Below are 18,737 nucleotides of genomic sequence, written 5' to 3'. Positions count from 1 at the left end.
GCATAGCACTCAGTGGTGTAGTCAACCCAACTAGCAAGGGAGTCATCATGATCGCTACCATCCGCGAGCAGATTCAAGCCGGCGTGCGCCCAGAGTCGCCAGTAGCACGTGGCGGCGCGGGCCTGGCACGGTACGGGCTGGCCGTCGTCATCGCCTGGATCGGCATGCTGAAGTTCACAGAGTACGAAGCCAACGGCATCGCGCCATTCGTGTCGAACAGCCCTTTCATGTCTTGGCTGTACGACATTTTCTCGATCACCACCTTTTCGTCGCTACTCGGTGTAGTCGAGATCGCAATCGCGGTCTTGCTCGCCGTCAAACCGTGGTTCCCTCGACTCTCAGCGATCGGTAGCCTCATGGCCATCGGCATGTTCGCCACAACACTGACATTCGTGCTCAGTACGCCTGGTGCATTCGAAGCATCAGCAGGAGGTTTCCCGGTGTTGTCGTCGACTGGTCAGTTCCTGATCAAGGACGTCGCACTGCTCGGAATCTCTGCCTGGACGCTGGTCGATGCACTCACACGCCGCTGAGGCCGAAGCCGCCCTCGTCACCTCGCTTCGTGCGGGTGACGAGGGCGGCTTCGTGCAAGTTGTCGACTTGCAAGCCCCACGACGCCACGCCTCGCACGCGACTACGTCAGGACACCAGATCGCCGAAGGCCCCCTACAGGAAGGCCTCTTACACAAAGGAATCGGCTCTTCCCAGGATCAGTCACCTCGGTTCACAGAGCTGTCTGCGAACTTTCATAGGAGGAAAGGTCGCAGTCCCTCGACGACGAGAAACTGGACGAGGAGTCGGAGCAACGAAGCCATCCTCGGGAATTTTTCCTCAAGCACCGGGGAGCATGGTCGCCGGCGAGCCGGTCGCTCATGCACTACATGAAAGGATGCAGACAGATGAGATGCAACGAACTCGCCGAACTACTCACCGAATACCTGGACGACTCGCTCGGTTCGAGCGACCACGTGAGGCTCGAAACGCACCTGTCCGAGTGCGCCGGATGCGCAAACTATCGCACTCAATACATATCGACGATCGCAATCTTGAATCAGATCCCCGTGGCCGGCTTCAAGCGCACGCTGCGCGATACGTTATCGGCGCACTTTCACCAACGGCGCCGCTGAGCTTCGCAGGGCAACCGAGTTCAGCTCAGCAACAATGGATACACCAACTTTGCTGCCGTCAGCGCCCATCGGTCTTTAGGTGGCTTGCGCCAACTCAGCCACCGCTTGATCGGTGGTCCAGATAGCTGAGGCGAGGAATCGGAAATTAATCAGGGCAGCCAAGTATCCGTCGCCTTCGGGCAACCGTGCACCCGCAGTCGCGTCACGGATGACGACAACCTCGAAACCCTGTTCGATCAGCTCGCGCAAATGGCTTTCGGTGCACAGATTCGCGGCCATTCCAGCCAGAAGAACCTGGGTCACACCGCGTTTGCGAAGCTGAAGTACGAGATCGTTGGACTGCGGACCCACGATTTTATGGGGAGAAGCGACCACCGTCTTTCCGTCCAGGATGCGGTTCTTGTACCGCTCGAGATAGTCCGCGCCCGAACCGTCGAACCCTTCCAGCTGCAGCGGATGCGTCCGCGCGAACATGCCGACACTGTGCATGAAGCGCTCAAGCGGTCCGCCGAATTGCCAGTCCTGATCGGATGGATAGTAATAGTGCGGAGAGATCGCAACCGTGATCCCCGCGCTCTTGGCAGCTGACAGTAGTTGGTCGATGTGCTCGACAGTGCCGTTGTCTTCGACGCTGGCGCCGAACACCGACCATGTTGCACCATCGGGGCTGAGAAAGTCGTTCTGCGGGTCAGTCACGACGAGCGCAGCGTGCGTCACGTCAAGCTGGAAGCCAGATGGCGGAAGTCCGGGCTCTGCGGGCTCGTCGTACACGGATGAAGTCGACATTGGATGGGAGTCCCTTTCCTATCGGGCGCTAGTGCGCGACACACGGCAGCGCCCGGAAAGTATAAATAGACGACCGGTCGGATATCAACAAGTCCGGCCTTTCGGACCTCGATGATGGAGGCGGGACTTCAGGACGTGCCGACCAAACCCACCAACTGCGGCAAGGTTATTCGTGAGAAACGGTCGTATGGAGCGCGGGTGCGATCGATCCTGGCGCGAAGCACTGCCCCTTCCCACGCTTCGATAATCAAACCTGCGACTTCGCGACGCCGTTGAGGCGTTCCCTCTGTGAAAACAGCGGCCAGTTCGTGCTCCCAAGCACAAACAATGCCGCGTAGCTTTTCGTGGACCGACGCACTGGTGGCTGAGACTTCGAGCGCGAGATTGCCAATTAGGCAGCCGCGCATAAAGGTATGGCGCTCGTGCTCGTCGGCAATCACCGCGAAGTAGCGTTGCAGGCGGCGAACCGGTCTCCCGCGACCTAGCAGCAAGGATCCGGACCGGTCCTGAAGTTCGAGCCAGTACTGTTCTAGCACTGCGACAACAAAGGCTTCTTTGCTCTCGTAGTACGTGTAGAACGCCGCCTTCGGTACGTGGGCACGATCGGCAATTTCCTTGACACCTGTCGCGTTGACGCCACGGGCATAGAAGAGCTCGAGTCCACTAGCGAGTAACCGTCTGCGGATATCCGGGTTCCCCGGGCGAGGCACAGGAGCAGAGTAACTGACCGAACAAGGACGACCTTGGCCGTGCACGGCACCAACTCGACCACGCGCGTCCAGACGCACATATCCGGTCAAGTGAGCATTTTTGGTGCGCCATTGCGTAGCGCGAACTCACCGGGCGCTGAACGCGCCCGTGGACATTTAGAGACAGTCGGTCTAATCTCATCACCATGAGCGCTCCCATTGTCCGGCCTCGTCGTGGACGGCCGCCAAAAGTCAGCCGTGACCACGAAGACACGCGGGGAGCATTGCTTCGCTGCGGGATGGAAATCCTGACTGCGCAGGGCCTCACTGCGACAGGTATTGAATCGGTGCTCAAGCGCGTCGATGTACCGAAGGGCTCGTTTTATCACTACTTCGACAGCAAAGACGCATTCGGTCTGGAGGTGCTGCAGAGCTACGCGGAGTATTTCGCGCGCAAACTTGATCGCTGGCTGTTGGACGACAGTCTGCCACCACTGCAACGTCTGACCCTTTTCGTCGAGGACGCGAAAGCCGGAATGGCCAGACACAGGTTTGATCGTGGATGCCTTGTTGGCAATCTTGGGCAAGAAGTTCGGACACTTCCCGAGAGCTATCGCACGAAACTCGAAGAAACACTTGAGGACTGGGAGCAGCGCTTACAGGATTGCCTGCGACTGGCCGTTGACGTAGGAGATCTTCCGGCCGACACCGACTGCGCCGCGCTATCACGGTTCTTCTGGATCGGTTGGGAGGGAGCGGTATTGCGCACCAAACTCGCTCGGACAGTCGAACCGCTCGACGTGTTTTTCAGTGGATTCCTCGCATGTGCCCGCGCGTAGGAGAAGGGAATACGATGTTCAGCGCGATTGTGGTTGAGAAGACCAACACGGACTACCGTGCGGAAATGCGGCGGCTCGGCAGCGACGACCTACCTGAGGGGCAAGTGACCGTCCGGGTCGCATACAGCAGCCTCAATTACAAAGACGCCCTGGCCATCACCGGTAGGGGCCCCGTCGTCCGTCGCTTCCCGATGGTCCCGGGAATCGACTTAGCCGGCGTCGTTGAGGCCAGCAATGACGCGCGCTACAAACCCGGTGATCACGTTCTGGTGAACGGTTGGGGACTGGGCGAGACCCACTGGGGAGGGCTTGCACAGATCGCTCGGCTCCAGGCGGACTGGCTAGTGCCACTCCCCCCCTCGTTCACCGAGGCGCAGGCCACTGCCATCGGCACTGCGGGCTATACAGCGATGCTTTGCCTGATGGCACTCGAACAACACGGGGTCACCCCTAGCGACGGTGAAGTACTCGTCACCGGTGCCAGTGGCGGCGTCGGAAGCATCGCGGTCACGCTGCTCGCGAGCAACGGCTACACGGTCGTCGCGGCAACCGGCCGCCTCGCTGAGGCAGACTATCTGCGGAGGTTGGGTGCGGCTACGGTGATCGACCGAGCCGAACTCGCCGAACCGGGCCGCCCCTTGGGCAGCGAGCGCTGGGCCGGCGCTATCGACTCCGTGGGCAGCCACACACTGGCCAATGTGTGTGCCACTACCAGTGCCGAGGGAGCCGTCGCCGCGTGTGGCATGGCTCAAGGCATGGAATTCCCAAGCACTGTTGCGCCATTCATCCTGCGCGGAGTGAGCCTGTTGGGTATCAACAGTGTCACGCAGTCCCACGCCAAACGCGTCACAGCGTGGGGCCGGCTGAGCAGCGACCTCGACACCGGACACCTAGGCGAGATCAGCCACGAGATCGGCCTCACTGACGCTATCTCCACTTCAACAGATCTTCTTGAGGGCCGAGTGAGGGGCCGCATCATCGTTGACGTGAATCGCTAACTCCCCTTTGCTGGAGCAGTGCGGGATAGTCGCTAGCTGACGGGTTATCTGCACGATAGGCACGTGCTCTCCCGCAGCATGCGATCAGCACAACCGAGGGGCCGCCAGCTCGCCAGTAACTGTCGTGCCGGACTCGGCCGAGTAGGAAATACCTTGATCGCCGCTTATAACGCCCACCACACACGACGACAGAAGGAGCAGCATTCATGACACGAGTTCTTGTACTTGGTGCCGGAGGCAGAATCGCGCAAATCGTAGTACGCGAACTGCTCCACGACGAGAGCGTGAATCTCACCCTCTACCTACGGAACGACCAACGCTTGCACGACTTGCCCGACCTCCGCGCAACGGCAGTAGAAGGTGATGTCCTTAACGGAAGTCTCCTGAAACAAGCGGTCGCGGGACAAGACATCGTCTATGCCAACCTTGGCGGTAAAGATATCGTGGACCAAGCGCGTGGGGTCGTCACTGCACTTGAGGGCGCTCGCGTGCGAAGGCTCATTTGGATCTCGACGCTAGGGATCTACGACGAAGTCCCCGGCGAGTTTGGCCGTTGGAACCATCGGATGCTCGACGGCGGCTATCTCGAAACCTACGCCGCAGCGGCGAAAGTGATCGAGTCTTCGCGCCTTGACTACACAATCATCAGACCCGCATGGCTTACAGACAAAGACGAAGTGGACTACGAGATCACCCAAAAAGGAGAACCTTTCAAAGGCACCGAGGTATCCCGAAAAAGCATCGCGGCACTCGTCGTACGATTGATTACCGATCCCTCACAAGAACTCCACGGCTCACTGGGAGTAAACAAGCCAGGCACCGACGCCGACAAGCCTGCATGGCAGTAATTCCGGACGCGATCGGGAAGAGCCGTTGGATAGTGGATAGTCCAGGCGCAATGCGAACTCTGGGCATGAGGTCGCAGCCTGCGTCGGGCGGCGTAAGTTCACCCTCGCGGGAGCACTAGACCGCCTAGGTCGAGTACGAGCAGGCCAAGCGGATCGTCATTGGCTGCATGCTCCACAGGCGATGACAACATCTGAAGAGACTTCACTCAGAGGGAGGCGGCACAACCCCATAGATCGTGTACGGGCTTCAGTACGTACGTTGACGCTCACCCAGCTTTGCTCACGCTCACCAGCGCCACACCGGGAGAATGCAGGCAAGAAGCAGGTAGATCAACGACTTGTAACCAATCTGGCCCTGGTCTGCCCCTACCACCACCGCGCACATCACCGCGGCCTGATCACCCTCACCGGCCCCGCCGACCAACTCACCGTCACCGACAGCAACGGCCGACCCCTGCCCACCGGATCACTGGCCCGACCCCCCACCACCGCACCTCCCGACGTCAAACCCTGCACCGGCCCCACCGGCGAACACGCCCAATGGTGGTGGTACACACCCTTCCAACCCCAACCACCACCCGCGTCGTCGAGGAACTAATGGCGGTGATTGCGGCGCGGTAATCGGACGAACGCCGCAATCGCTAGAAATTGCCGCGGGCCGTTTCGCCGGGCATCAAAGCGGCACGGTGGTGCCGGTCTCCGCTTCGGCGAACGCCACCAGCCGGGCCGCCGTGTCGTAATCGCCGGCGACGGCCGAACGTCCGATGAACACCGGATCGCCCCGCATGGCTATGACAGTTTGATTCAGGACCGGTGTGACGGCCTGATTCAGGACCACCTTCTTTCAGACCGGTGTGTTGTGACGGTTTGATTCAGGACCACCCTCGACGGTTGGCGTGTCGATTATTGGCTCGCTGTCGGAGGGTTCCGGATGGGAAGTCGTGTGGAGCTGTTCGCCCAGATACGTAGGGACGCCCGGGTCGAGGGTTTGGGTATTCGGGCGCTTGCTCGTAAGTACAAGGTTGGCCGGGATACGGTCCGGCACGCGTTGGCGAATCCGGAGCCGCCGAGGCGGAAGACACCGGTGCGGGAGTCGCCGAAACTGGGCCCGCTCAAACCTGCGATTGATGCGATGCTGCGGACCGATCTGGATGCGCCCCGCAAGCAACGCCACACTGCGACAAGGATTTGCAATCGTCTGGCCGATGAACACGGCGTTGAGGATGTGTCGTATTCGTCGGTGCGTGACTATGTCCGGGTCCGTCGTGCGGAGATCATCGCCGAGTCCGGTAAGCAGGCGCAGGAAGCGTTCGTGCCGCAGGAACACCCGCCCGGCGCTGAAGCTGAGGTTGATTTCGGCGAGGTTCACGTCATCCTCGCTGGTGTCAGAACCCGCTGCTACATGTTCGTTTTCCGAATGTCGATGTCCGGCAAGGCAGTCCATCGGGTGTATGCGACTCAGTCGCAGGAGGCGTTCCTCGAAGGCCACATCGAAGCATTCGACGTGATCGGCGGCATCCCGGTGCGCCATATCCGCTACGACAACTTGAAGTCTGCGGTCACCTCGGTGGTGTTCGGCCGCGGTCGGGGCAGGGTCGAGAACGACCGGTGGGTGCTGTTCAGATCGTTCTACGGGTTCGACCCGTTCTACTGCCAGCCGGGAGTGAAAGGCGCCCACGAGAAAGGCGGAGTCGAGGGCGAGATCGGACGTTTCCGCCGCACCTGGCTCACGCCCATGCCGGAAGTGGACTCGCTGTCAGAGCTCAACGACTACATCCGCCGCTGCGAAGCACGTGAGGATCATCGGCGGGTCACCGGCCGGCTGCACGCCGTGGGCCAGGACTTCCAGACCGAACGAGAACATCTCGCCGCTCTGCCTGCCGAGCGGTTCGACCCGGGGCTGGTGCTGCATCCACGGGTGGACCGGTCGGCGCTGATCACGGCGCGGTCGGCGAAGTACTCGGTTCCCGCCCGGTTGATCGGACGCAAAGTCAGGGTGTCGCTGCGGGCCTCGGAGTTGGTCGTCTTCGACGGCCGCACTATCGCCGCACGCCATGAACGCGTCACGACCCGCAACGGGCAATCGATCAACCTCGACCACTATCTGGAGGTGTTGCACTGCAAACCCGGCGCGTTGCCCGGCTCCACCGCGCTTGCTCAGGCCCGCGCCGCCGGCACTTTCACCGCAGCGCACGAGGCGTTCTGGCAGCAGGCCCGCCGCGTCGACGGCGATGCTGGCGGGACTCGCTCGCTAATCGACGTGCTGCTGCTGCACCGCAGCATGCGCGCTACCGATGTGATCGCCGGGATCCACGCCGCCCTGTCGGTCGGTGCCGTTTCAGCGGATGTGGTCGCGGTCGAAGCACGCCTGCATGCCGCCGGTGGTGGTCTCGAATCAGACCGTCACGCCGGTAACCATGCCAATACCGTCGATTACCGGGTCGTCAGTCTGACCCAGCGCCGCCTGGCTGATCCAGCGACCGTGATCGCCGGCCTGCCACCCGACACCCGGCCGCTGCCTGACGTCGCGGCCTACGACGAGCTGCTCCAACGCAGACCCCCAACACCGCCACCCGGTGACGGAATGGAAGGAACGACTGGATCATGAGCACGGCCACGAAAGTCACCAACACCCTGCGCCGCCAACGCGGGATGACCCCACAAGCGGCCCAAGCCGCCGTCGATTCCGCATGCCGACGCCTGCGGTTGCCGACCGTGCGTGCGGTGATCGACGAAGCAGTGAAAGTCGCCGAGCGTGAACAGCTCACCTACCACGGCTTCCTCGCCGAACTGCTCCTGGCCGAATGCGATGACCGGGACCGCCGATCCACCTTGCGGCGAGTCGCAGCGGCCGGGTTTCCACGTCAGAAATGGTTCGGCGACTTCGATTTCGACGCCAACCCAAACATCAACGCCGCCACCGTACATACCGTCGCCCAAGGCGATTGGATACGCCGAGGCGACCCGCTCTGCCTGATCGGCGACTCGGGCACCGGCAAGTCCCACCTGCTCATTGGTGTGGGCACCGCCGCCGCCGAGCAAGGCTTCCGCGTCCGCTACACACTGGCGACCAAACTGGTCAACGAACTCGTCGAGGCCGCCGATGAAAAGCAACTCGCCCGCACGATCGCCCGCTACGGCCGCGTCGATCTTTTATGTATCGACGAACTCGGCTACATGGAACTCGACCGCCGGGGCGCGGAGTTGCTGTTCCAAGTACTCACTGAACGCGAGGAAAAGGCGTCAGTAGCCATCGCATCCAACGAGAGTTTCTCCGGCTGGACCAAAACCTTCACCGACCCCCGACTCTGCGCCGCGATCGTCGACCGACTCACCTTCCACGGCACCATCATCGAAACCGGCACCACCTCATACCGGCTCAGCCATACCCGCGGTAGCAGCTCGCGATCACAGCCTACGAAGACGCCTGAGCCACCACCTCCTCGCCGAGGTGGTCCCGAATCAAGCCGTCACAGTGGTCCTGAGTCAGGTTGACATAGAGACCCGCAGCCCTCCCCTACCGCTGACACCGATGTAGCTGCCCGGCGGCACCGGTTCGCTGATGCAGAACAGGGTGGGCGCAGCACCCTGGTCGATGTCGTTGCCCAGCCGATCGGCCAGACTCTTAGTTACCTTGTGCGCCAACGACATCAGCCCGGAGTCGGAAAGATGCGAAAGGTTCGAGGCGACCCAACCGGGGTGCGTGAGCTGGCTGACGACCGGTGAGCCCGCCGCACGCAGCCGGCGGTCCAACTCCAGGCCCCACAACATCACCGTGAGCTTCGACTGCGCGTAGGCCCCCAGCCGCGACCACTTGTTGCGGCGCAGGTGCAGATCGTCGAGTCGCAGTGTCGCCGAGCGGTGCGCGTCCGAGCCGACATTGACGATCTGCGAACGCACCCGCGGCAGCAGCAGGTTCGTCAGCGCGAACGGTCCGAGCAGGTTGGTGCCCAGCGTCATCTCGAAGCCGTCGACGGTGTCCTTGCGCCGGTCGGTCAGGGTTCCGGCGTTGTTGATCAGGATGTCGACGTCTCCGTCGATCAGATCGGGGAAGGCGCGCACCGAGGACAGGTCGGCCAGGTCGAGCTTGACCACCGACGTCGAGCCTGCGATCTGGGCGGCACGCTGCTCACCGAGTTCGGTGTTGCGCACCGCGAGGATGACATGTGCGCCGGCGTTGGCCAGGGCGCGCGCGGTTCCCAGGCCGACGCCGTTGGTCGCTCCGGTCACGATGACTCGCTTGCCGCTCAGATCGCCGAGCCGGGCGGGAGTCCAGGGTAACGTCACAACGGCCAAGAATAGTGGGCGGTTCTATGAAAGCCACAGCGGTTCTGCCAACATGGTCTGGGCTCGGTTGGGCACCTGCTCGACAGACAGTCAGGAGCGGAATCGAACGTGAGTGACAGCGCCGTAGCGATCACGAACTTGATCTACACCTACGCCGAACTGCTCGACGGCGGCGATCTCGACGGTGTTGCCGCGCTCTTCCGGCACGGCCGCATCTGCGGGGTGGAGGACGGCCCACCAGAGACCGTCTTCACCGGCATCACCGGCGTGCGCGCCATGTACGAGATGAGCACCCGGCTCTACGAAGACGGCACCCCCAAGACCCACCACAACACCACCAATGTGCAACTGCAGATCGACGAGGCCGCGGGCACCGCGCGCAGCACCTCCTACTACTGCGTCACCCAGGCCACCCCGGACCTGCCGTTGCAGGTGATCGTGACCGGGCACTACAAGGACACCTTCCAGCGGATCGACGGCGTCTGGTGGTTCGACAGCCGCACCATGTTCATCGACCAGGTGGGCGATCTGAGCCGTCACCTGAAGTTTTGACCAGTGGACAACTCAGCCGGCTTCGACCGCGCGGCGATCATGGCCGACGCGCAACGCAAAGAATCGCTGACGGATTGGGGCCCAGGCGAATTCGAGGAACCGCTGCAGGTGTTGCTGGCCGACTACGCGCGGGCCGAACTGAACGCGATCGGCACCCACATCCTGCGCTCGGGCCTGGTGCACAGCCTGCGGATGCGGCTGCGCACCCAGGAGTGGGTCCGGCGGCACCCGGAGATACTGGACGAGCAGGTGCAGGCACCCATCGTGGTGGTCGGCATGATGCGCAGCGGAACCACGCTGCTGCAACGACTCCTGGCCGCCGACCCGCGCTTGAGCTGCGCCTACGGCTGGGAGGTGGTCGAGGTCGCGCCCCGGCTCGGCTACCGGTTCGACGGCCAAGGTGGCCCGGACCCACGCATCGCCATCAGCGAAGCGCGCGAAGCCAAGTCGCGCGAACTGGCGCCGGAGTTGTTCACCATTCATCCGATGTACGCGCGCGAGGCCGAGGAGGAGATCGTCTTCCTGGCCGACGCGTTCCTGTCGCACGTTCCGGAATCCGGCGCGAACCTGCCGCACTACCGATCCTGGCTCGACGCACAGGATTTCACGCCGGCCTACGACTACCTGCACCGCATGCTGCAGTTCCTGCAATGGCAGAAACGACAGCGTGGCCAACAGCCGCGCCGCTGGGTGCTCAAATCGCCTGCCCACCTTGGCTATCTGGACTTGTTGCGCGCGCAGTTCGAGGATCTGCACCTCGTCCATATGCACCGGAATCCGCGCACCACCATCGCCTCCGGCGCCGGTCTCAACGCCACTCTGCACGCCATGCACGCCGACACCGTGGACCGCGCCCGGGTGGGCGCGCAGTGGCTGCAGCGGATGGGCTGGACCAACGACCGGGCCGTGGCTGCCCGGGACGGCTGGGATGACGATGCCGCACGGGTGACCGACGTCGGGTTCGACGCCGCGGTGGCCGATCCGATCGGGCAGGTGGCCCGGGTCTACGACGCCGTCGGTCTCCCGCTGAGCGCGCCGGCCGAGGACGCGATGCGGCGCTGGCTGCGCGAGCGGCCCCGGGAGCCGGCGCGTCCGGCCTACGGGCTGGCCGAATACGGTCTGCGGCCCGAACAGGTCGACGAGCGATTCAGTCTGTACAACAAGCGTTTTGCAGAATTCATCGACGAGAGGATCCATTGATGCTCGACCACCCGGTCGCGACGGCATCCCAGCACGAGCAGGAACTGGCCGCCCTCGAACTGATCGAACACCCTACCGTCAGGGCCGCCTACGAAACCGTTGCGCAAACCTGGCTGGGCCGCGCCAAGGCATCCGAGGCGATGCGGGAACGCTTCGACGACGCGTTCGCCGAGGTGATGTTCTCGGCCGCGATCTGGTCGTCCAATCAGGACAAGTTGCGGCCCAAGGTCAGTTGCATCACCCGGCTGGCCCACCCCGTCGACGGCCGCCGCATCCCCGGATCACGTTGGGGCATCGACAATCCCGACAGCGTGTACCGGGTGATCCCGATCTCCGGGGACGAACGTTACGAAATCCACGGTCGGGTGGGCAAGAACCGGATGACCGAGAACTACTTCACCCTGTGGGACGCCGACATGGGCACCGTCGACGTGCTCAACGGACGCACCATGGCGGTCGACTCCGACGGCAGCTACACCATCACCATCGACTCCGAGCCCGCCAACGGGCGACCCAACCACGTGCGCAGCACGCCCGAGGCGCACGAGTTCTACATCCGGGACGTGCTGCTGGACTGGGGCCGCGACGACCCGAATCATATTGAGATACAACGACTCGGCGGCCCACCCGAAACGCCGGCCCGCACGCTCGACGAGCAGGCCGAGGCGACCGCGGCGATGATGGCCTACTTCGCCAACTTCACCGGCAGGCTCAGCCACGGCGTCTACAAGATGCCGGCCAACCACTTCGACCTGGCGTGGTCGGCGGACAAGGACGGCGCGATGCGCAACCAGTTCTACGTGATGGGCCGCATCGACCTGGCCCCCGACGAGGTGTTCGTGGTCGACCTCAACGCCGGTGGCGCCGAATACTTCACGGTGCCGCTGAGCAACATCTGGGGCACCACGCTGGACATCGTCGACCGCACCGGCAGCCTCAACAAGGCGCAGTCGGTGCCCAACGAGGACGGCACCTACACCTATGTGATCTCCCCCGAGGATCCCGGCCTGGCCAACTGGATCGACACCGACGGGCTCCGTGAGGCCGTCCTGACCCTGCGGATGGCCGAGTTCGGTGAGACCGGCCCGCGTGCGGGTCTGGGCGCGCACGGCCGGGTGGTCAAACGGGACCTGCTCGAAGCCGAGGTACCGCAGCTGCCGCGGGTGACCGAGCAGATGCGCAAGACCGAACTCGCCGAACGCCGCACGGCATATCTGCGGCGGCTGCCGGAAGGGACGGCCTGAGATGGCGCGCTGGCTGGTCACCGGCTGTTCCACCGGCTTCGGCCGCGAGATCGCCCGCGCGGCACTGCAAGCCGGCCACAGCGTGGTGGTGACCGCACGACGGGCCGAGGCGGTGCAGGACTTCGCCGACGAATTCGGCGAACGGGCGCTGGCGGTGGCGCTCGACGTCACCGACGCCGAACAGATCGCGGCCGCGGTCAAGGCCGCCGAGGACACCTTCGGCGGAATCGACGTGCTGGTCAACAACGCCGGTCACGGTTACCTGTCGGCCGTCGAGGAGGGTGAGGACGCCGAGGTGCGAAAGTTGTTCGATGTCAACTACTTCGGCGCAGTGGACATGATCAAGGCGGTGCTGCCCGCGATGCGGGCCCGGGGAAGCGGGCACATCGTCAACATCTCGTCGATGACCGGCCTGGTGGCCAACCCGCCCAACGCCTACTACTCGTCCACCAAGTTCGCGCTGGAGGCGGTGACCGAAGCGCTGGCCCAGGAGGTGCGGCCGCTGGGCATCAAGGTCACCGCCATCGAACCGGGCGCGTTCCGGACCGACTGGGCGTCGCGGTCGATGAAGGAGTCCGCACACCCGATCGCCGACTATGCCGATGTGGCCGCGCGAAAAGACCTGATCAAGCAGTTCGCCGATCACCTGCCGGGCGACCCGCGCAAGGTGGCCGAGGCGGTGCTGATGGTCACCGGACTCGACGACCCGCCGTTGCGGCTGCTGCTGGGCCGCGACGTGCTCAAGGCGATGCGCGACAAGATCGCCGCCATGTCGGCGTCGATCGAGGAGTGGAAAGCCGTCACCAAGGACGTCAATTTCCCGGGCGCCTGACCGTCCGCAGGTCCGTCAGGGCAGCCGCCAGTCGATCGGTTCGGCGCCCATGCCCGTCAGCAGTTCGTTGGCGCGACTGAACGGCCGCGACCCGAAGAACCCGCGCGACGCCGACAGCGGCGAGGGGTGCGGGGATTCGATGGCAGTGCAATCCCCCTCGGCCAGCATCGGCTTCAGAGTCGAGGCGTCGCGACCCCACAGGATCGCGACCAGCGGCTGCTCGCGCGCCACCAGCGCGCGAATAGCGCACTCCGTCACCGCTTCCCAGCCTTTGCCGCGGTGCGAGGCCGGGTTGTTCGGGCGCACGGTGAGCACCCTGTTCAGCAGCAGCACGCCGCGCTGCGCCCACGGCGTCAGGTCACCGCAGGACGGTGCCGGGAAACCGAGGTCGCTGCCGTATTCGTCGAAGATGTTCGACAGGCTGCGCGGCAACGGACGCACGTCGGGTGCCACCGAAAAGCTCAACCCCACCGCGTGTCCGGGAGTGGGGTACGGGTCCTGCCCGACGATCAGCACTCGCACCTGGTCGAACGGGAAAGTGAAGGCGCGCAACACGTTCGGCCCGGCCGGCAGGTAGCGTCGCCCGGCCGCGATCTCCTCGCGCAGGAACTGCCCCATCCGGCTCACCTGATCGGCCACCGGCGCCAGCGCCCTCGCCCAGCCCGCCTCGACGAGTTCGCTCAGCGGACGCGCGGTCATCGCGCTCCCCCGGCCGCACTGCCGGCGCGGCAACTAATACGACTGCCAGCCCGCATACCCACTCCATTCCTCACCGTCCACCAACACCCGCGCCGTCCCGTCCAGCACCCGGCCGATGACACGCCACCCGTCCGGAACCGCACCGGGGAAACACGCCACCAGGGCGTGGTCCTCACCGCCACCGAGTACCCACGCCCAGGGGTCGGCGCCGACGGCGGCAGCTGCGACCGATACCGCGTCCCGGTCCGGCGCCAGCGCCGCGGCGGACAGGTCGATTCCCACCCCGGACGCCTCGGCCACATGCCGCAAATCGGCGACCAGACCGTCGGAGATATCGATCATCGCGGTGGCGCCGGCGGCCGCGGCCGCCGGGCCCGCGCCGTACGGCGGCCGCGGTACCAGGTGTCGGGAGCGCAGCTCGCCGAACTCCTCGATCCCGTTGCGCCACAACTCGTATCCGGCCGCCGAGCGGCCCAGGTCGCCGCGGACGGCAACCGTCGAACCCACCCGCGCGCCCGAGCGCAGCACCGGCGCGCGCCCGTCGAGCTCGCCCAGCACCGTCACCGACACCACCCACTGCGGGCAGCTGACCAGGTCGCCGCCGGCGATGCCGGCACCGATCCGCTGCGCCTCATCCCACATGCCGTCGACCAGCGCGGTCACCAGGCCGGAGTCGGTGCTGCCCGGGGCGCCGAAGCCGACGACGAACGCCGTCGGCCGCGCACCCATCGCCTCGATGTCCGCCGCGTTCTGCGCGATCGCCTTGCGCCCGACCTCGTGCGGGGTCGACCAATCCAGCCGAAAGTGCCTGTCCTGCACCAACATATCGGTGGAGACCACGGTACGGCCGGCGCCGGCCGACACCACCGCGGCGTCGTCGCCGGGTCCGAGGATCACCGCGGCGGGCTGGCGGCGGTCGCGCACCAGGCGTTCGATCACGCCGAACTCACCCAGTTCCGCAAGCGTCGGGGACTCGTCGCGCACGACCGCCTCCTCCCCCGCCGGTAAGTTCATTCTCGGGCCCGTTCGGGCGCAGGTCAGTGTAGTCAAGGGTGGAATTGTCGAAGGGGGTCAGGCAGGTGACGGGCGAGTCCGATCCCGGTGGGCCACCGCGCGCGGTGTTGATCGCCGCGCTGGCGGTGGCCCTGGTGACGATCGCGGGCGTTCTGGTGTTCGCGGCCACCCGCGACAACCCGCAGCGGCCGGTGGCGATCGCCTCGGTGCCCGCCCCGCAAGCCGCCAACGCCGAATGCCGGGCGCTGTCGGCGGCCCTGCCGGCCCGGCTCGGGGATTTCCAGCGCGCCGCCGTCGCGCAGCCGGCGCCGGAGGGGGCGAGCGCCTGGCGCGCCGGATCCGACACCGTGATCGTGCGGTGCGGACTGCAACGCCCGGACGACTTCGTGATCGGCTCACCGATCCAGGTCGTCGACCGGGTGCAGTGGTTCCGGGTGTCCGGCCAGTCGGACGACCGCAGCTCGACCTGGTACACGGTGGATCGTCCGGTCTATGTGGCCATCACGCTGCCCGCCGAATCGGGACCCACACCGATCCAGGATCTTTCGGCAATCATCGACCGCGCCATCGCCGCGACACCGATCGATCCGGCGCCGGTGCGTTAGCGGCGCCGGTGCGTTAGCGCAGTGCGTTAACGCAGCCCCACGCCGCGCGCCAGGGCAGTGTCCACCATGGTGGCCAATAACGTCGGGTAGTCGACGCCGCTGGCCGCCCACATCCGCGGGTACATCGAGATCGTGGTGAACCCCGGCATGGTGTTGATCTCGTTGATCACCGGGCCGTCGTCGGTGAGGAAGAAGTCCACCCGGGCCAGGCCCTGGCAGTCGATGGCTGTAAACGCACGAATCGCCAACTGCCGCAAGGCGATTGCCACGTCGTCGTCGACCTTGGCCGGCACGTCCAATTCGGCCGCGTCGTCGAGGTACTTGGTTTCGAAGTCGTAGAAGGAGTCTTCACGGCCCCGCACCCCGGCCACCCGGATCTCCCCCAGCGTGCTGGCTTCGATTGTGCCGTCCGGCATTTCGAGCACACCGCATTCGAGTTCGCGGCCGTTGATCGCCGCTTCCACGATGACCTTCGGGTCGTGACGGCGGGCGTACTCCACAGCGGCGGGCAACTCGTCCCAGCTCGCCACCCGGCTGACCCCGATCGACGAGCCACCGCGGGCAGGCTTGACGAACACCGGCAGGCCAAGTCGCTCGCGTTGCTCGGGGTGCAGCGTCGACTGCGACGGCCGCAGCACCGTGTAGTCGCCGACCGGTAGGCCCTCGGCGACCAGCAACTTCTTGGTGAACTCCTTGTCCATGCCCGCGGCGCTGGCCAGCACCCCGGCACCGACGTAAGGCACCCCGGCGAGTTCGAGCAGCCCCTGGATGGTGCCGTCCTCGCCGTAGGGGCCGTGCAGGACCGGGAAGACCACGTCCACCAAACCCAGGATCTCCGCAGACCCCGGTCCCAGCGACACCAGTTGCCCGCCCCGCTGCGGGTCGGCGGGCAGGGCCAGCTCGGTGCCCGACTCGGGGCGCACCGCGGGCAGTTGACGGTTGCTGATCGCCAGCGCGTCGGGGTCGCCGTCGGTGAGCACCCAGGAGCCTTGCGGCGTGATTCCGACCGCGACGACGTCGAAACGCTGCGGGTCGAGATTGCGCAGAATGCTGCCCGCCGACACGCACGAGATGGCGTGCTCGTTGCTGCGCCCGCCGAAAACGACGGCGACGCGAACCCGGTTCGAGGCGGTCACAACCTAAAGAGGCTACCGGGTGCGGCGCCGCAGCGCGGGATTGCGCAGCTCAGGTGGTCCGGCCGGCGCTATTCCGGCTTGGTGGTGCGGCCCAGCAGCAGCGCTATCGCCTCGTTCACCGACAGCCCCTTGTGGCAGACCCGGTGCACCGCATCGGTGAGCGGCATCTCGACGTCGTAGCTGGACGCCAGCGCCAGCACCGACTCGCAGGACGTCACGCCCTCGACCACGTGCCCGTCCCGGGTGTTCTGGGAGCCGTGCAGCGCCGAATACATGGTGTCGCCGCGGCCCAGCCGCTCCCCCAGCGACCGGTTGCGCGAGTACGGCGAGGTGCAGGTGGCCACCAGGTCGCCGACCCCGGCCAGGCCCGCCAGCGTCGCACCCTTGGCGCCCAGCGCCAGCCCCAGCCGCATGATCTCGGCCAGTCCACGGGTGATGATCGCCGCCGCGGTGTTCTCGCCCAGACCCACCCCGACGGCCATCCCGCAGGCCAGGGCGATGACGTTCTTGCAGGCGCCGCCGATCTCGGTGCCGACCACATCGGAGTTGGTGTACGGACGGAAATAGCCGCTGTTCAGGAAGCGCTGCAACGCCACCGCCCGCCCGGAGTCGCTGCACGCCACCACGGTGGCGGCCGGCTGACCTTGCGCGATCTCGCTGGCCAGGTTGGGCCCCGAGATCACCGCCACCTGCGAGGAGTCCACGCCGGTCACCGACACGATCACCTGGCTCATCCGCATCAGCGTGTCCAGCTCGATACCCTTGGCCAGGCTGACCAGCGTCGCACCGTCGGCCCACATGCCGTTCCACTGCTCGAGATTGGCCCGCATCGTCTGCGCGGGGACGCCGAGCAGCACCGTCGTCGCGCCGGACAGCGCCTCCTCGGCGTCGGCGGTGGCGCGGATTCCCGCCGGCAACTGCGTGTCGGGAAGATAGTCCGGATTGGACCGGGTGGCGTTGATCCGCTTGGCGACCTCGGCGCGCCGCGCCCACAACATGACCTGGTTGTCGGCGTCAGCCAGCACTTTGGCGAGCACGGTGCCCCAGGCACCGGCGCCCATCACCGTGACAGTCCCGGTCATCCGCCACCCCTAATATGTTGCCGCCGCAGCCGACAACCCTAGAGCAGCGACGGGCCGCCGTCACGCGACGTCGGCCCGGCTCGCCGCAGCCCCGGAGTCCGGCGCTGGCAGGATGACACTCATGAGCGGCACACGCACCGACGGCGAGGTGGGTCTGATCATCGCCGTCAAGCGCCTGGCCGCCGCCAAAACCAGGCTCGCGCCGGTGTTCTCGGCGCCCACCCGGGAGGCCGTGGTGCTGGGCATGTTGATGGACACGCTGACGGCGGCGTCGCGGGTGCGTTCGTTGCACTCGATCGTGGTCATCACCCCCGACGAGGCCGCCGGCGCCGCGGCCGCCGAACTGGGTGCCGAGGTGCTGGCCGACCCGACGCCGGCCGACGACCCCGACCCGCTCAACAGCGCCATCGCCGCGGCCGAACGCGCTATGACCGGTTCGAAAACCACCTCGGTGACCAATCTCGTTGTGCTGCAAGGGGATTTGCCTGCACTGCAAACTCAGGAACTCGACGAGGCGATCTCGGCCGCCCGCGCCTACCCGCGCAGCTTCGTGGCCGACCGGGCCGGCACGGGAACGTCGGTGCTGTGCGCGTTCGGCACACCGCTGCAACCGCAATTCGGTCCGGATTCCTCCGCGCGACACCGCCGTTCGGGTGCCATCGAGCTCACCGGCGCGTGGCCCGGGCTGCGTTGCGACGTCGACACGCCGGCCGACCTGGCCGCCGCCCGCAAACTTGGGGTGGGCCCGGCGACTGCGCGCGCCGTCGGGCATCGCTAGCGCACCGAGCCGCGCGGCCAA

19 protein-coding genes and 3 pseudogenes are annotated in these 18,737 nt (G+C 65.5%); 14 read left to right on the top strand and 8 right to left on the bottom strand.

Annotated elements, in window-relative coordinates:
• Positions 1-50 precede the first annotated feature (50 nt).
• Together MKCMC460_RS10325 and MKCMC460_RS31760 are read left to right on the top strand one after the other, a co-directional pair.
• A complete protein-coding gene (locus MKCMC460_RS10325) occupies positions 51-533 on the top strand; it encodes a YkgB family protein (protein WP_031354506.1) in 483 nt (160 codons plus the stop codon).
• A 339-nt stretch (positions 534-872) separates the two neighbouring features.
• Positions 873-1,127 (top strand): anti-sigma factor, encoded by a 255-nt coding sequence (locus tag MKCMC460_RS31760; RefSeq protein WP_080688369.1) that lies wholly within the window; start codon positions 873-875, stop codon positions 1,125-1,127.
• 75 nt (positions 1,128-1,202) lie between these two features.
• On the opposite strand, the gene MKCMC460_RS10320 is transcribed toward MKCMC460_RS31760, so the two are convergent.
• Together MKCMC460_RS10320 and MKCMC460_RS10315 are read right to left on the bottom strand one after the other, a co-directional pair.
• A complete protein-coding gene (locus tag MKCMC460_RS10320; protein WP_225345803.1) occupies positions 1,203-1,898 on the bottom strand; it encodes a cysteine hydrolase in 696 nt (231 codons plus the stop codon).
• Between the two features lie 143 nt (positions 1,899-2,041).
• The gene (locus MKCMC460_RS10315) at positions 2,042-2,623 is read right to left on the bottom strand and encodes a TetR/AcrR family transcriptional regulator (RefSeq protein WP_036391083.1); all 582 of its coding nucleotides are present in this window, start codon (positions 2,621-2,623) and stop codon (positions 2,042-2,044) included.
• 185 nt (positions 2,624-2,808) lie between these two features.
• Between MKCMC460_RS10315 and MKCMC460_RS10310 the strand changes: the two genes are divergently transcribed.
• The 4 genes and pseudogenes from MKCMC460_RS10310 to MKCMC460_RS10295 all read left to right on the top strand — a co-directional run.
• The gene (locus MKCMC460_RS10310) at positions 2,809-3,441 is read left to right on the top strand and encodes a TetR/AcrR family transcriptional regulator (RefSeq protein ID WP_086370962.1); all 633 of its coding nucleotides are present in this window, start codon (positions 2,809-2,811) and stop codon (positions 3,439-3,441) included.
• Between the two features lie 14 nt (positions 3,442-3,455).
• A complete protein-coding gene (locus MKCMC460_RS10305) occupies positions 3,456-4,439 on the top strand; it encodes an MDR family oxidoreductase (protein ID WP_031354507.1) in 984 nt (327 codons plus the stop codon).
• A gap of 206 nt (positions 4,440-4,645) precedes the next feature.
• On the top strand, positions 4,646-5,287 hold the full coding sequence (locus MKCMC460_RS10300; RefSeq protein ID WP_036391071.1) for an SDR family oxidoreductase: 642 nt from the start codon (positions 4,646-4,648) through the stop codon (positions 5,285-5,287).
• Between the two features lie 340 nt (positions 5,288-5,627).
• A pseudogene (locus MKCMC460_RS10295) lies at positions 5,628-5,885 on the top strand (hypothetical protein); the annotation flags it as partial.
• 75 nt (positions 5,886-5,960) lie between these two features.
• Here MKCMC460_RS10295 and MKCMC460_RS10290 read toward each other — a convergent pair.
• Positions 5,961-6,074 (bottom strand): annotated as a pseudogene (locus MKCMC460_RS10290) (dehydrogenase); the annotation flags it as partial.
• A gap of 144 nt (positions 6,075-6,218) precedes the next feature.
• Between MKCMC460_RS10290 and istA the strand changes: the two are divergent.
• Both istA and istB read left to right on the top strand, forming a co-directional pair.
• A complete protein-coding gene (gene istA / locus MKCMC460_RS10285; RefSeq protein WP_238305664.1) occupies positions 6,219-7,895 on the top strand; it encodes an IS21 family transposase in 1,677 nt (558 codons plus the stop codon).
• On the top strand, positions 7,892-8,782 hold the full coding sequence (gene istB, locus MKCMC460_RS10280; RefSeq protein WP_238305531.1) for an IS21-like element helper ATPase IstB: 891 nt from the start codon (positions 7,892-7,894) through the stop codon (positions 8,780-8,782). Before istA ends, istB begins: the two co-directional genes overlap by 4 nt.
• Before the next feature lie 9 nt (positions 8,783-8,791).
• On the opposite strand, the pseudogene MKCMC460_RS10275 reads toward istB, so the two are convergent.
• Positions 8,792-9,574 (bottom strand): annotated as a pseudogene (locus MKCMC460_RS10275) (SDR family NAD(P)-dependent oxidoreductase); the annotation flags it as partial.
• Between the two features lie 108 nt (positions 9,575-9,682).
• On the opposite strand from MKCMC460_RS10275, the gene MKCMC460_RS10270 reads away from it, so the two are divergent.
• Genes MKCMC460_RS10270 through MKCMC460_RS10255 form a run of 4 tightly spaced genes read left to right on the top strand, consistent with a single transcriptional unit; the run spans position 9,683 to position 13,402 of the window.
• Positions 9,683-10,126 (top strand): nuclear transport factor 2 family protein, encoded by a 444-nt coding sequence (locus MKCMC460_RS10270; RefSeq protein ID WP_236981784.1) that lies wholly within the window; start codon positions 9,683-9,685, stop codon positions 10,124-10,126.
• Positions 10,127-10,165: 39 nt separating this feature from the next.
• Positions 10,166-11,326, top strand: a complete 1,161-nt coding sequence (locus tag MKCMC460_RS10265) for a sulfotransferase (RefSeq protein ID WP_370653161.1) — start codon at positions 10,166-10,168, stop codon at positions 11,324-11,326.
• On the top strand, positions 11,326-12,570 hold the full coding sequence (locus tag MKCMC460_RS10260) for a DUF1214 domain-containing protein (protein WP_236981782.1): 1,245 nt from the start codon (positions 11,326-11,328) through the stop codon (positions 12,568-12,570). The genes MKCMC460_RS10265 and MKCMC460_RS10260 overlap by 1 nt, the downstream gene beginning before the upstream one ends.
• 1 nt (position 12,571) lies before the next feature.
• Positions 12,572-13,402 (top strand): oxidoreductase, encoded by an 831-nt coding sequence (locus MKCMC460_RS10255; RefSeq protein ID WP_236981781.1) that lies wholly within the window; start codon positions 12,572-12,574, stop codon positions 13,400-13,402.
• A 15-nt stretch (positions 13,403-13,417) separates the two neighbouring features.
• On the opposite strand, the gene MKCMC460_RS10250 is transcribed toward MKCMC460_RS10255, so the two are convergent.
• Positions 13,418-14,101, bottom strand: a complete 684-nt coding sequence (locus tag MKCMC460_RS10250; RefSeq protein ID WP_236981780.1) for a uracil-DNA glycosylase — start codon at positions 14,099-14,101, stop codon at positions 13,418-13,420.
• A gap of 33 nt (positions 14,102-14,134) precedes the next feature.
• Entirely contained in the window at positions 14,135-15,115 is a 981-nt protein-coding gene (locus MKCMC460_RS10245) for a thiamine-phosphate kinase (RefSeq protein WP_238305662.1), read from the bottom strand.
• A 65-nt stretch (positions 15,116-15,180) separates the two neighbouring features.
• Between MKCMC460_RS10245 and MKCMC460_RS10240 the strand changes: the two genes are divergently transcribed.
• Entirely contained in the window at positions 15,181-15,720 is a 540-nt protein-coding gene (locus MKCMC460_RS10240; RefSeq protein WP_236981778.1) for a DUF3515 domain-containing protein, read from the top strand.
• A gap of 26 nt (positions 15,721-15,746) precedes the next feature.
• On the opposite strand, the gene MKCMC460_RS10235 is transcribed toward MKCMC460_RS10240, so the two are convergent.
• Together MKCMC460_RS10235 and MKCMC460_RS10230 are read right to left on the bottom strand one after the other, a co-directional pair.
• Positions 15,747-16,856 carry a D-alanine--D-alanine ligase family protein gene (locus MKCMC460_RS10235; RefSeq protein WP_238305661.1) on the bottom strand — a complete coding sequence of 370 codons (1,110 nt, stop codon included), beginning with the start codon at positions 16,854-16,856 and terminating at the stop codon, positions 15,747-15,749.
• A gap of 68 nt (positions 16,857-16,924) precedes the next feature.
• The gene (locus MKCMC460_RS10230; protein WP_238305659.1) at positions 16,925-17,938 is read right to left on the bottom strand and encodes an NAD(P)H-dependent glycerol-3-phosphate dehydrogenase; all 1,014 of its coding nucleotides are present in this window, start codon (positions 17,936-17,938) and stop codon (positions 16,925-16,927) included.
• 121 nt (positions 17,939-18,059) lie between these two features.
• On the opposite strand from MKCMC460_RS10230, the gene cofC reads away from it, so the two are divergent.
• Positions 18,060-18,716, top strand: a complete 657-nt coding sequence (gene cofC, locus MKCMC460_RS10225; RefSeq protein WP_236981777.1) for a 2-phospho-L-lactate guanylyltransferase — start codon at positions 18,060-18,062, stop codon at positions 18,714-18,716.
• Positions 18,717-18,737 lie beyond the last annotated feature (21 nt).

It is taken from the genome of Mycobacterium sp. 20KCMC460, from assembly GCF_022179425.1.
Taxonomy (GTDB): Bacteria; Actinomycetota; Actinomycetes; order Mycobacteriales; family Mycobacteriaceae; genus Mycobacterium; species Mycobacterium kiyosense.
Note: the sequence above shows the minus strand (reverse complement) of the source record. Positions and strands in the feature narration are given on the sequence as shown.